Origin of the sequence: uncultured Anaerovibrio sp., from assembly GCF_947302755.1 — a bacterium.
Lineage (GTDB): Bacteria > Bacillota > Negativicutes > Selenomonadales > Selenomonadaceae > Anaerovibrio.
Genome location: NZ_CAMYWM010000075.1, coordinates 1 through 12,519, shown reverse-complemented (window position 1 = coordinate 12,519; position 12,519 = coordinate 1). Strand labels below are relative to the sequence as shown.

At 47.8% G+C, this 12,519-nt stretch carries 15 protein-coding genes; all 15 read right to left on the bottom strand.

The genetic code is table 11. The annotated features are described in order from the left end of the window. Positions 1-789, bottom strand: a 789-nt coding sequence (locus Q0Y54_RS08275) for a translation initiation factor IF-2 N-terminal domain-containing protein (RefSeq protein WP_297966227.1), incomplete at its 3' end; no start/stop codon positions are given. A gap of 18 nt (positions 790-807) precedes the next feature. Next, entirely contained in the window at positions 808-1,116 is a 309-nt protein-coding gene (locus Q0Y54_RS08270) for a ribosomal L7Ae/L30e/S12e/Gadd45 family protein (RefSeq protein WP_297966225.1), read from the bottom strand. Between the two features lie 3 nt (positions 1,117-1,119). Next, entirely contained in the window at positions 1,120-1,386 is a 267-nt protein-coding gene (locus Q0Y54_RS08265; RefSeq protein ID WP_297966223.1) for an RNase P modulator RnpM, read from the bottom strand. A gap of 20 nt (positions 1,387-1,406) precedes the next feature. Beyond that, positions 1,407-2,510 carry a transcription termination factor NusA gene (gene nusA, locus Q0Y54_RS08260; RefSeq protein ID WP_297966229.1) on the bottom strand — a complete coding sequence of 368 codons (1,104 nt, stop codon included), beginning with the start codon at positions 2,508-2,510 and terminating at the stop codon, positions 1,407-1,409. A 65-nt stretch (positions 2,511-2,575) separates the two neighbouring features. Continuing rightward, positions 2,576-3,019, bottom strand: coding sequence for a ribosome maturation factor RimP (gene rimP, locus Q0Y54_RS08255; protein WP_297966221.1), 444 nt, complete (start codon positions 3,017-3,019; stop codon positions 2,576-2,578). Positions 3,020-3,150: 131 nt separating this feature from the next. After that, positions 3,151-3,489: a nitrous oxide-stimulated promoter family protein gene (locus tag Q0Y54_RS08250; protein ID WP_297966218.1), complete on the bottom strand. Its 339-nt coding sequence runs from the start codon at positions 3,487-3,489 to the stop codon at positions 3,151-3,153. Positions 3,490-3,901: 412 nt separating this feature from the next. Continuing rightward, positions 3,902-5,635 carry a phosphoethanolamine transferase gene (locus Q0Y54_RS08245; RefSeq protein ID WP_297966216.1) on the bottom strand — a complete coding sequence of 578 codons (1,734 nt, stop codon included), beginning with the start codon at positions 5,633-5,635 and terminating at the stop codon, positions 3,902-3,904. Beyond that, positions 5,636-6,367, bottom strand: coding sequence for a 7-carboxy-7-deazaguanine synthase QueE (locus tag Q0Y54_RS08240; RefSeq protein WP_297966214.1), 732 nt, complete (start codon positions 6,365-6,367; stop codon positions 5,636-5,638). It lies immediately after the preceding gene. Positions 6,368-6,378: 11 nt separating this feature from the next. Then, positions 6,379-6,756, bottom strand: a complete 378-nt coding sequence (gene queD, locus Q0Y54_RS08235) for a 6-carboxytetrahydropterin synthase QueD (protein ID WP_297966212.1) — start codon at positions 6,754-6,756, stop codon at positions 6,379-6,381. Positions 6,757-6,823: 67 nt separating this feature from the next. Further along, positions 6,824-8,077, bottom strand: a complete 1,254-nt coding sequence (locus Q0Y54_RS08230) for a glycosyltransferase family 2 protein (RefSeq protein ID WP_297966210.1) — start codon at positions 8,075-8,077, stop codon at positions 6,824-6,826. Between the two features lie 38 nt (positions 8,078-8,115). Beyond that, complete coding sequence (pssA, locus tag Q0Y54_RS08225) at positions 8,116-8,820, bottom strand: CDP-diacylglycerol--serine O-phosphatidyltransferase (protein WP_297966209.1); 705 nt, start codon at positions 8,818-8,820, stop codon at positions 8,116-8,118. Further along, on the bottom strand, positions 8,820-9,458 hold the full coding sequence (locus Q0Y54_RS08220; RefSeq protein WP_297966207.1) for a phosphatidylserine decarboxylase: 639 nt from the start codon (positions 9,456-9,458) through the stop codon (positions 8,820-8,822). The genes pssA and Q0Y54_RS08220 overlap by 1 nt, the downstream gene beginning before the upstream one ends. Before the next feature lie 117 nt (positions 9,459-9,575). Then, a complete protein-coding gene (locus Q0Y54_RS08215) occupies positions 9,576-10,304 on the bottom strand; it encodes a WecB/TagA/CpsF family glycosyltransferase (protein WP_297966204.1) in 729 nt (242 codons plus the stop codon). A 125-nt stretch (positions 10,305-10,429) separates the two neighbouring features. Beyond that, a complete protein-coding gene (gene aspS / locus Q0Y54_RS08210; RefSeq protein ID WP_297966202.1) occupies positions 10,430-12,229 on the bottom strand; it encodes an aspartate--tRNA ligase in 1,800 nt (599 codons plus the stop codon). Between the two features lie 37 nt (positions 12,230-12,266). Then, the coding region (locus Q0Y54_RS08205) for a His/Gly/Thr/Pro-type tRNA ligase C-terminal domain-containing protein (protein ID WP_297966200.1) at positions 12,267-12,519 on the bottom strand (253 nt) is incomplete at its 5' end.

The following is a 12,519-nucleotide window of genomic DNA, read 5'->3' as shown; positions in this document are numbered from 1 at the left end:
CTTGTTTCCCCGGAAATTCTTGCCGTTGCGGTTGTTGTTGCCAAAGCCGCTGTTCTTAAAGTTATTATTCTTGTTGTTGTTCTTGTTGCGATCCTTACCATTGCGGATATGATCATTATGCTCCATACGGTCATTACGCTCCATACGATTATTTCTTTCGTTTTTATTACGGTCACTGCGACCGCCCTCGTTCATTACTGCTGCCTGATTGCCCATGTGTCCACCAGCCTTCTTGCCCTGCTGAGGACGGTTATCAAAACCGCCATTGCGATTGCGTTCAGAGCTGTTGCCCTGACCGCCGTTATTCTTCCGTTCCCCATTATTGCGGTTACGATCGAAATTGCGATTGTTGTGACTGCCATTGTTGTTCACCTGGCGTGGAGTACTGAAGCCGCTGTTTTTTCTGGCTGACTGCTCGTTATGCCTGGACTCGTGATTTTTCCGCTGTTCCGGCTTCTTATCTGTATGCTTCTCCCCAGCCCTGTCACGATGTTCCTTGCTCTCATGTGGCTCATGGGACTTTTCCGGCTGCTTGGCGGCTTGCTTTGGCTGTTCAGTATGCTTGACGGCCTTGGATGCGGGCTCAGCCTTTGGAGGCCGGTCCTCCTTTTTGGCCTTGTCACCCTGCTTCGGTGCCGAGGTTCCCTTCAATGAGTCCAGTACCAGCTTCTTTTCACTGTCACTTATGGAGCTTGAGTGTTTTTTGCCGGTAATATTGTTCCGCTCTAATATCTCAATAATCTGTTTATTGTCTGTGTTAATTTCTTTTGCAAATTCGTGTATTCTCATTAATCCACCCCCGAATGACTATCTGTCTTCAAAGAGTTTGGATAAAGCATCTGCAAAGCCCTTATCCAGTATGGCAGCCACTGCCCGAAAATCCTTTCCTATGCAGTGACCTAGTTCTTCTCTGTCAAATAGATAATATACGTTAATTCCTGCATTCTCTGCCATGTGCTGATAATTTTTTTTGGTTTCCTCTGCGGCATCCTGAGCCACAATCATCAGCAAGGCCTTCCGTCCTTGTAGTGCCTTGGTTACAGCGAAATCGCCGGACACCACCTTATTGGCCCGCTGGGCCATACTCAGCAGATTCAATATTTTTGTTTCGTTCATAATTTATTTAAAAAGCTGCTCACTCAGCTCGTCAAAAATGGCTTTATCCACCGTACATTTAAAGGAACGGTCGAAACGGTGTTCCTTCAGGGCCTTTTGGAAGCATGCCCTGTTATTGCATATATAAGCCCCCCGACCGGCCTTCTTGCCTGTGAGGTCTATAGAAAACTCCCCCTCCGGGCTGCGCACAATACGCACCAGCTCCTTCTTGGGATGCTGCTCCTGACAGCCTATGCAAAGTCTGGTAGGAATTTTTTTTACTGTTGCCATATCTGTCACCCCAGCTTTTCTTATTCTTCCTCAGAAGCAAACTCTTCGTCGGCGAAAACATCCAAGTCAATTTTCTCTGTATTTTCCTCATCCTCAAAGCCAAATTCCTCAGCCTGGGACTCACTCTTAATATCAATTTTCCAGCCGGTAAGCTTGGCGGCCAGACGGGCGTTCTGCCCCTCCTTGCCAATAGCCAGGGACAGCTGATAATCAGGAACTATTACCCGGGAGATTTTCTCCTCCTCATTAATGGCTACGGAGACTACCTTGGCCGGACTAAGGGCATTGGCAATCAGCTGTACCGGATCATCGCTCCACTTAACAATATCAATCTTTTCATTCCGGAGCTCATCAACGATAGCCTGAACCCTGTTACCCCGCGGTCCCACACAGGAGCCTACAGCATCAATATTGGCATCAGCCGCATATACGGCAATCTTGGAGCGCATCCCCGGCTCACGGGCCACGGACTTAATCTCCACATCACCGCTTTGAATTTCAGGTACCTCCAGCTCAAAGAGGCGCTTCAGCAGGCCTGGATGAGTACGGGACACCAAAACCTGCGGACCCTTGTTGGTATTCTTTACCTCGATAATCAGGGCCTTGATACGGTCATTTGGCGTGTACGTCTCATGGGGAATCTGCTCAGTGGCTCCCAGGATGGCCTCGGTTTTGCCAAGGTCAATATAAACGTTCCTGTTCTCTACCCGCTGTACCACGCCGGTAATAATATCATTGGCGCGATTTACGTATTCGCTGAAAATAATTCCTCTCTCAGCCTCGCGAATAGCCTGTACAACTACCTGCTTTGCGTTCTGGGCAGCAATGCGGCCAAAATTGGCCGGAGTAACCTCCTCCTCCAGGGTATCGCCTACTGCATAATCAGCTGATTTCTGCTGAGCCATGCCAAGGGAAATCTGGGTAACAGGATTTTCTACCTCCTCCACAACTTCCTTGATGGCGTATACATGATATTCGCCAGTCTGACGATCCAGACTTACACGGCAGTTGGCCTCATTGTTGTAATTTTTCTTATAGGCAGAGGCCAACGCCTTATCAATTGCATCGAACAAAATTTCCGGAGCAATCCCCTTTTCCTTCCCCAATACCTGAATTGCTTCCATAAAGCCTGTATCAGCCACTGCTTCAGACTTACTTTTCTTTAATTTGGTAGCCACTAAAAAACCTCCTAAAAATCTATGTGCAAACGAACCTGAGCAACATTTTCCATTGGAATTACCTGCTCGTCAATGGTCACATTATGGCCATCATAGCCCTTCAACACACCAACCAACACCTTATTGCCGTTCTGTGCGGCATACAGGGTAACATCCACCTTCTTGCCCTGCTCCCGCTTGAAGTCCTTATCCTTCTTCAATTCCCGGTCAAGGCCTGGAGAGGACACCTCCAGTATATAAGCCCCCTTTATAACATCCCGCTCATCCAGAATGTCACCCAGGCGGCCGCTTAGCTCCTGGCAATCATCAAGCTCAATGCCACCCTCTTTATCAATAAACACTCTAAGGTACCAATCCTTTTCCCGGACGTATTCCACACCAACCAATTCAAGTCCGGTACCCTCAAGAAGACCTTCAACAATTTGTTCCACAGTGTCTTCTATAAGTTTACTCATACACCTGCCCCCTTTGCTTAAATATTAATCTTAAACATAAGACAAAAGAGCGGGTTTGCACCCACTCTCTAGTAAATAGCATCAATATTTAAATTCATTTTACCACAACAATAGTTCTTTGTAAATACATTCTACAGTATTTTTTCCCGTGCAGTCAGCCACTGGATAATTTTATGCTTAATGACCAGCAGAGGTGAACGGAAAATCATCTTGGGCCCGCTGTACCTCATTATCTTCTGTATAATCTCCCGGCGATGGGGAGCATAGCAATGGGTTTTGCAGGCACTGCAAAAGCTTTTGTCTTCCATCCGGGGGCAGGCAGCCAGCCGCTTTTCCACATAATCCAGGAGCTCCTGACAGGAGGGACATAGCTTAATCCCATCGGTTTTATGGATATCACGGCAATAAATGCCAATCATTTCAGTCACAGTGTCCAGTTCTTGCTTCCGTTTATGCTCCAGCTTATCCATACTGCACCTCCTATGACTAAATTATTGACTCCGGGCTGCGGGGTAGCTTATCTGCTGTTGAGGGACAAAATCTGACTTAATTCAGACAGAGCTAAAATTTTCACCTGAACAGATCCTCATATTACTTCATCCACCTGTTGTATTATATTTTACCCTAATTCGGGGAATATGTTTAGACATAGAGGACATTTCTAACTGAAGTTTAATCTTTTAATCCTATCTTAATAATTCCCTGCCAAAAATAATATTAAAATAAGACTTATTCAGCGGGAGATTTATCCGATGCTGTCGGGTGCTTTCCCCCACCTAAGAGGGGGAGACTTGGCCCCTGTTAGCGTAGGGTTCAAGCTAAATCAGGAGAGAGCTTCTCGCTCCCTCCTGACAGGCTTTCCTATTATTGATGCATGCCCCATTATTGATGCATGCCACGAATTACCCGGTCGTAATCCCTGTCATCAAAAATTCTTGGACGCAGCTGATTAAAATCAGGATTAATAATACTTTTGGCGGGGTCAAAATCCGCAGTATAAATATCCGCAATATCCAATACGGTATGAATCATATCATCGGTCATGTATGGATTTTGTATAGCCTCCTGAATCATGGACCACTTTTCCGGATGATTTTGTTTAAATTTCTCAGAGGCCCACATAATAAGGGGAACCTCTATCATATGGCGGCTTGGATTTTCCTCGATATGGCCGTTGACTCCCCCTTCATCATATACCGCCTCACCATGGTCAGGCAGATATATGACGATGGTATCAGAATTTGTCTCCCGGAATTTATCGATGATACCGCTGACGATATAGTCATTATAGAACAGGGCGTTGTCATATTGGGCAATAACCTGCTTTTGCTCATCATTGAAGCCTGGCAGCCTGATATTGGTCTCGTTGAATTTGGCAAATTCAAAGGGATACCGATTGTAATAGGCCAAATGAGCCCCCATAAGATGTATCACAAAAAAATTCCTGGTGCTGTCCCCGATACCGGCAATGGCATTGTCCACCAATGGGAACAGCTCGCCATCCACCCGGCCCTCGTCCTCCTTGGAATCCCGTATCTGAGTATAGTGACTTACGCTACTGTGGGCCGCATAAATCTGGGCCACGTTGCCCCAAATACCGGAGCTTTCCTGGTTGGACAGCCAGTGGGTCTTGTACCCTGCCGCATTCATAATATCAATCAAATTATTGTATTCATACCACGGCTTATCCGACTCGTGGTCACAGAAGGTAAAAATCTTGCTCAGGGAGGCTACAGTGGTAGAATGGGCACTGACCACATCCTTAAAGAAAACGATTTCCCCCTTTTTAAACAGCTCATCCAGATTGGGGGTGTTTTCCATTGGATAACCGTAAAGGTGCATGTGATTGCGGTTGGTGGATTCCCCCAGAATAAATACAATATTGGTGATATGCCCATCATTCCGGGTAAGATGAATATCCACATCCAGCTTGGCCTGCAGCTCATGATAGGCCACATGATTTCTCCAGGCGGTGCTGGTGGCCCCCATAAGCCGGGTCAGGGGGGTAAGATTATCCCCCCCAAACATAATACCCGGATAGGCACAGCACATATAAATGGAATAGGCCATGGAAAGGGTCATAACAATTCCGGCAATAACCCTCTTGGATATGTCATCGGCTTCCAGCTTGTGCCAGGGTCTGTATTTCACCAGATAATACAATACGCAAATAATGACAAGGGCCAACAGCCCCCCATTCAGCCCCACGAAGGTGTTTAAAAATTCCGCGGACTCCTTGGGATTGGTTTCAAACAGGGAATTTATGGTACCCACTCCGGTCAGGGCCCCATATTGATATAAGACAAAGGCTTCAATGACGAAGGCGGCAAAGAGCATACCGCCCAAAATACACCGGATTATTTTACTGGCCCTTGGCACAAACAGCCAACGGGTAATAAAGGTCACAAAGAGAGCTGCCAGCAAGCCCGTGAAGGCCATGGACATGACCAAATCCGTTTTCCCCATCATGCCCCACTTGATCACCTGGGTCGAACAGCTTAACAACCAAAAAATCATAAAGCAGCCAAAATCCTGGCGCACCAAATCGGCCACACCCTGCAAAAATGTGGCTATCCTATCTGAAAAGCAGTGATTTTCCACCTGTTGCTCCTCCAATCACAATTGATCCATCATGCGATGAGTCTGGGGAATAATTCGTACATCCCCAAGAACCTCCAAAGCCTGCTGCTGCAGCTCCAGCATTTGCTCCGGCAAGGCTCCCTTCACCCCATTAAGGGGTGTAACCGGCTGTAAAATAAGCAATATCCCCGGGTCAGCCTCTGCCACCAGCTCCAGAGCCCGCTGAAAATCCCCCATATGGATATCGCCGGACACCACCAGCTTTACGTAAGCATCCTTTTTCCTGGCAATTTCCAAAAAACGTCTATGCTCCTCCCAGTGTTCCTCACCGGTGGCCTGGGGCAGCTTTATATCCATGCTGATAATATCCACCATATCAATAATCCTGGCCAATCGGTCAGGCAATGTTCCATTGGTCTCCAGCATCACCCTGGCATTAACCATGGGCAGCAGCTCCTGCAAAAAAGGGGAATGCAGCAATGGCTCCCCGCCGGTGAGGCTAATGGCCTGATGGGGCAGCTCCATGAGGAAACGGTTGATATACGCCGCCACCTCAGTTGGCTCCAATGGATTGATAACATCAGAAAATTTTCGCGAGCCGGGAAAGGTTTCCACCCTGCACAGAGGATGGGTGCCTGCCTGATTTTCTGTATCGCAATATTTACAATTTAAATTACAGCCCTCAAACCGCACAAAAAGCTGGCGGCAGCCTACATAGCGGCCCTCTCCCTGTACCGAGGAAAAAATTTCAATAAGATTTGCGTTCATATCCCAATACCTTAATCTAAAGAATATATTACGGAAGATTTAGGGGACTCCCAGACCTGAATATGCTTCAGACGAACATTATTGTTAAAGAATTCTGCCCTGGCCATTTCCTCATAAATGTATTGGGCCAAATGCTCCGCCGTAGGGTTATGCCCATCAGCAAATGCCGGCAATTCATTAAGATATTGATGGTCAAGGGCTTCCAGCAGCTCCCGGAGCCGGCCCTTTACCACCTTAAAATCCACCAGCATACCTAATTTATCCAGTCTCTCACCCACCACAGCTGCTTCCACCGTCCAGCTGTGACCGTGCAGGCGATCGCATTTTCCATTATAGCCGGCCACCCGATGGGCCGCTTCAAATTCGGCACTTACATGTATTTCAAACATAAAGCTCCATCCTCCAACATAAAAGGGAACCCCTTCATTGCCAATGCAGCTGAAGGGGTAAATCGCATCATTTTCGACCGCTGATAAACTGGTCGTAGCTTACTGCCTGAGTATGCTTGGTATGCGCCCATTCATGCTCGTTGCGATGAATGAACCCAAGGAATACAATGGGCAGCCAGGAATAAATAAACACCTGATATAGGGGTATATACAGCCAGGCCTTCCACTTGGCCTTCATCTTTATGAGAATAATCATTGGCAGCAAATACTGGATAATGGTTATGGCCGTCATAAGATGATTTGGCATAAAGGCATAAATACTGGTATAAATCTGCTGACCGTAAAGCTGCTGAATATAGCCCATCAATATAAAGAAGGCGGTGAACATCAGAAAATAGGGCTGAATAAGGTACAGACAGCCATCCAGAATAGGAATGCTACGCTGCTTGATGCCTTCCTTCAGCAATTTAGGAATAAACCGGTGGGCCACATCAAACTGGCCCTGGGCCCAACGCTTTCTCTGATACCAGGATTGCATGAAGGTCAGTGGCTTTTCATCGTAGATAATGGCATCCACTGCCCAGGTGGTCTTAATCCCCTCCACCAGGGACTTCATGGTAAATTCCATATCCTCAACCAGGCAGTTGGCCCGCCAGCCGTGACGCTTCAGCACCTCAGTGGTAATACACATACCGGTACCGCCCAGCACTGCCGACAGACCCAAATTGGTCTTGGCCTGATGAATAAGGTAGTCAATAACCCAGAAGGACAGGGCAAAGGTGGCAGAAACCCAGGAATCATACGGGTTCTTGGCATCCAAAAAGCCCTGAACAATCTTGGCCCCCTTTACCAGATGATGATTCATTTCAATGAGGAAACGGGGATGAACCAAATTATCGGCATCGAAAATACATACCGCATCATATGGCTTCTCCATATCCTTCTCCATATCAAAGAGCTTGGCAAACATCCAGTCCAGGGCATAGCCCTTGGTTTTACGCTCCGGGTCAAACCGCTCACAGACAATGGCCCCGGCCTCCCGGGAAACCTTGGCCGTATCGTCGGTACAATTATCGGCAATAACGTAAATATCATATAATTCCTTCGGATAATCCAGCTCCTGAAGATTTTTGACAAGATGAGCCACTACGGCCTGTTCATTATGGGCCGCAATCAGGCAGGCAAACTTTTTTTCTGGTGTTGTGACCTTTTTTTCTCTAAATACCACCAACCCAAAAAATCCAATAATAAAGAAATAAATAGTGAAACAGAACAGGAAAATCTGGAGTGGAATCATTATTATATCAAGCGGAAAAAACATTAAATTTCTTCTCCTTTAGACAGCATATATTAACCGGCTCAATGATTGCCGGAAAGCAGATTAATACTGTGATTTACAATACCAAAAATCGCATATGCTGCAAAAATACCAAAGAGAACAGCATAACCAATCCCGTCAATGCCCAGCCAAAGAATGGCCACAAACACAGCCGCTGCAATAAGCTTGGCCACCAAATTCATCTTTTCCCCATCTCCCTTGAAATCAGGATAATGGACGGTGCTGACCATCAGGTAGGCCACCACCATAACAATGACAGGATATGCGTAAGATATTTCATCCAGATTGTAACCAATAGCATTAATAAGCAAGGTGGAGGTGGCAATAAGACAACCACCGGCTGGAATAGCCAGTCCCATAAAATAGCCGTGAACCACTGTGGTATTCACATTGAACCTGGCCAGGCGCCACATGCCGCACAGGGCAAAGAAAATGGCTGCCACCCAGCCCAGCAGACCAAATTCGGCCAGCTGAAGCTTGTAGGCCAGCATGGCCGGAGCCGCACCGAAGGATACCAAATCGCACAGGGAGTCCATCTCCTTGCCCAATTCACTGCTTACCCCCAGGGCCCGGGCCGTACGTCCATCCAAGCCATCCGCTACCAAGGCCAACAAAATACATACGGCACCAGCCGTCAAATTACCGTTAAATGTGCACAAAATAGAAATCATGCCAAAAACAAGATTACTGGAAGTAAACGCATTAGGAATTACAGCTTTGCTCATTAGTCCTTAATCCTCCCCACTATTGACTCTCCTCCATGAACCTTGTCACCCTTCTTCATAAGAACCTCAACATTCTTAGGTACAACTATCTCAGTACATGAAGCAAATTTTATAAGGCCATACACATCGCCCTTATCCATTTTGTCGTCCAGGGTAACCCAGGATACAATGCGACGGGCCAAAATGCCGGCTATCTGGGTTACAGTAACCTTCAGCCGATCGTTTTCAATACCGATCATGTGACGCTCATTTTCAAACCCTACCTCATCCTTATAGGCCGGCTTAAACCGCCCACACACGTATTTCTGGGTCTTTATTTCCCCGGCAATAGGACTGCGGTTAACGTGAACGCTAAAAATGGACAGAAAGATAACAACCTTGGTTCCGGGCCCCTTAAGGAAATCATCGTATTCCACCTCCACAACGTCCTGTACAGTACCGTCGGCAGGGGAAACAATCAGGTCTTCATCCATGGGAATTACCCGGTCCGGGTTGCGGAAAAAATATGTAAAGTATGCTGCCAGAACAAGGGGTACAACCGCCCCTACAGGGCCAAGCAGCAGCCCTAATACAGCAGCAACAGCCAATGCGCCGAAAATGAATACGTATCCTTCTCTTACTATATGGAACTTCCCCAAAAGCTGCACCTCCTGAAACATATTCTATGAGAAAAATCGCTTTAAACTGGAAATATTATACAGCTATTGATAATATTTTGCCACCGCAAAATATTATTAACAGCCTTATTGAAAAATCTATTTTTTACTTCCCATAACCTTCAGGACAAATTTTGGCAATGCCATAAGGCGCCCGATACGGCTTGGCTGCTTCAAACCGCGGAACAGCCACTCCAGCTTGGCCCGCTGCATCCACAGGGGAGCCCGCTGCATCACCCCGGCCATTACGTCAAAGGAACCGCCTACACCGATGGAAACCGGAACCTGCAGCTCCTGCAGATGTTTGTAAAGCCATTTTTCCTGCTTGGGCACGCCCAGGGCCACAAATAAAATATCCGGCCTGGCCGCCTTTATGTTGGTAATAATCTGGGGCTCGTCATCAGCTGTGAAAAAGCCATTGCGGGTTCCTACTATATTTATACCCGGATACCATTCCTCAGCCTTGGCCTTGGCCATATCTGCCACTCCCGGGGCCGAGCCGAAGAAATATATCCGCTGTCCCTTGGCCGGGGCCAGCTTCATCAGCTCCTGGGCCAAATCATAGCCCGCCACCCGTTCCGGCATGGGATGACCCAAATAGCCGGCCGCCCACACCGTACCGGCACCATCCGGTACCACCAAATCAGCGGCATTAAGGATCATTCTTAATTCCTCATCATAGGTAGCCCGCATAATCATTTCCGCGTTGGCAGTGGCAATAAGGGTACTTTTCCCCTGCTCCACAAAGGACTCCACCCGCTCTACCGCCTGGGCCATAGTAGGGGAATCCACCTTTACCCCAAGGATTTCAACCTTATCAAAAGACATTACTTGCCTCCTAAATTCAAAAATACAAACTTCATTGTAACACAAAAATATACAGAAGGCTATACCAAACAATAAAAGGGACCGATTCAACCAGTCCCTTTTACATATTTATTCAACTAAAATAATCAGTCTTCCTTGACCTTTTTCTTAACGTGGGTACGGATGGACAGCTCCTTAAGCTGCTTCTCATCTACCTCGGAAGGTGCCTGGCTCATTACGTCAGACGCACTCTGGGTCTTAGGGAAGGCAATAACATCCCGGATGGACTTTCTCTTGGCCATAAGCATAACCAGACGGTCAAGACCAAAGGCCAATCCGCCATGAGGTGGTGCACCGTACTTGAAGGCATCCAGCATAAAGCCAAACTTCTCATGGGCAGCCTCCGGAGTAAGACCGATGGCCTCAAATACCTTCTCCTGCAGGTCACCCTGATAAATACGGAGAGAACCGCCACCGATTTCCACGCCGTTCAGCACCATATCATAAGCAATGGCCTTAACCCTGCCAGGGTCAGTGGTAAGATACTGAACATCCTCATCACGTGGTGCAGTGAATGGATGATGCATAGCCTTCCACCGCTTATCCTCTTCACTGTATTCAAACATAGGGAAGTCAACCACCCACAGGAAGCTCAGCTTGTCCGGGTCAATAAGGCCACGGCGACGGGCCATTTCAAGACGCAGCTCACCAAGAGCCTGAGCCACTACCAATGGCTTGTCAGCAATAACCAGCAGCAAATCGCCGGTCTTGGCCCCGGTAGCCTTCTTGATTTCCTCAAAGGTTTCATCGGAATAGAATTTCTTAAATGGAGACTTAACCCCCTCTTCGGTGTACTGAATCCAGGCCAAGCCCTTGGCCCCATAGCCCTGTACATACTGAACAAGACCATCCAGCTCACGACGAGGAATGTTGGCATAATCCTCTACATTAATAACCTTAACCTGGCCACCGTTCTCCAGAACAGAAGCAAATACCTTGAAGTCAGAGCCCTTAACGTACTCGGAAATATCCATGAGCTCCATGCCAAAACGAAGATCTGGCTTATCAGAGCCGTAACGCTCCATTGCCTCATCCCATGTCATGCGCAGGAACGGCGTAGGAATTTTTGTATCAAGGGCCTTCTCGAAGATCTCACCCATCATACCTTCCATCATAGTGAGGATGGTCTCCTGGTCGATGAAGGACATCTCAATATCCAGCTGAGTGAACTCTGGCTGACGGTCAGCCCGCAGGTCCTCATCACGGAAGCAGCGAACAATCTGGAAATACTTCTCAAAGCCGGACAGCATGAGAATCTGCTTGTAAATCTGCGGCGACTGGGGCAAAGCGTAGAACTCACCTGGATTCAAACGGCTTGGTACCAGGAAGTCACGGGCACCCTCTGGAGTGGACTTGCACAGCATTGGGGTCTCAATCTCCAAAAAGCCATTTCTATCGAAATAATCACGCATAATCTTGGTTACCCGATGACGGAGCATCAGGCACTTCTGCATCTCCGGACGGCGCAGGTCCAGATAACGATACTTCAGGCGAAGCATTTCATCTACCTCAATACCATCCTGAATGTAGAATGGTGGGGTCTTGGCCTTGTTCAGAATACGCAGCTCCTTAACCACAACCTCGATTTCGCCGGTGGCCATATTAGGATTAATGGTATCCTCACTGCGGGCCCGCACATCGCCCCGTACAGCCAGAACGAACTCGCTGCGGATGGTCTCAGCCTTGTGGAAGGCCTCCTCACCAATAGCCGCCTCATCAAATACAATCTGAACCAGGCCGGAACGGTCACGGAAATCAATAAAAATCAAACCACCGTGGTCACGGCGACGGGACGCCCAACCACAGAGTACTACCTCGCTGCCTACATTGTCCTTGCGCAGCTCACCACAATGATGAGAACGCTTCAAGCCTTCTAAAGAATCCATTTAATCTTTCACCTCATATAATTTTTTTGGGTACTATTTATTTTAACCTACTGATAAGCTCATTTACAGGAACCTGTTCCTGCTCGCTGCCAGCCATATCCCGAAGCATTACCACGCCCTGGGCCAGCTCATCCTCCCCCATAATGGCGGCGAATTTTGCCCCCAGCTTGTTGGCCTGCTTCATCTGGGCCTTCATACTGCGTCCGGCGTAATCAACGGCGGCACTGAAGCCTGCATCCCGAAGCTCCATAACCAGCTTAAAGGCCTCCTCCTGGGCCGCCTCACCCAGA

What these genes read in the sequence shown, in the direction of transcription:
- Q0Y54_RS08240 (WP_297966214.1), bottom strand. Translation starts at nt 6,367, where the DNA reads ATGAACGCAAATCTTATTGAAATTTTTTCCTCGGTACAGGGAGAGGGC.
- Q0Y54_RS08270 (WP_297966225.1), bottom strand. Translation starts at nt 1,116, where the DNA reads ATGAACGAAACAAAAATATTGAATCTGCTGAGTATGGCCCAGCGGGCC.
- rimP (WP_297966221.1), bottom strand. Translation starts at nt 3,019, where the DNA reads ATGAGTAAACTTATAGAAGACACTGTGGAACAAATTGTTGAAGGTCTT.
- aspS (WP_297966202.1), bottom strand. Translation starts at nt 12,229, where the DNA reads ATGGATTCTTTAGAAGGCTTGAAGCGTTCTCATCATTGTGGTGAGCTG.
- pssA (WP_297966209.1), bottom strand. Translation starts at nt 8,820, where the DNA reads ATGAGCAAAGCTGTAATTCCTAATGCGTTTACTTCCAGTAATCTTGTT.
- Q0Y54_RS08265 (WP_297966223.1), bottom strand. Translation starts at nt 1,386, where the DNA reads ATGGCAACAGTAAAAAAAATTCCTACCAGACTTTGCATAGGCTGTCAG.
- nusA (WP_297966229.1), bottom strand. Translation starts at nt 2,510, where the DNA reads ATGGAAGCAATTCAGGTATTGGGGAAGGAAAAGGGGATTGCTCCGGAA.
- Q0Y54_RS08250 (WP_297966218.1), bottom strand. Translation starts at nt 3,489, where the DNA reads ATGGATAAGCTGGAGCATAAACGGAAGCAAGAACTGGACACTGTGACT.
- Q0Y54_RS08215 (WP_297966204.1), bottom strand. Translation starts at nt 10,304, where the DNA reads ATGTCTTTTGATAAGGTTGAAATCCTTGGGGTAAAGGTGGATTCCCCT.
- queD (WP_297966212.1), bottom strand. Translation starts at nt 6,756, where the DNA reads ATGTTTGAAATACATGTAAGTGCCGAATTTGAAGCGGCCCATCGGGTG.
- Q0Y54_RS08230 (WP_297966210.1), bottom strand. Translation starts at nt 8,077, where the DNA reads ATGTTTTTTCCGCTTGATATAATAATGATTCCACTCCAGATTTTCCTG.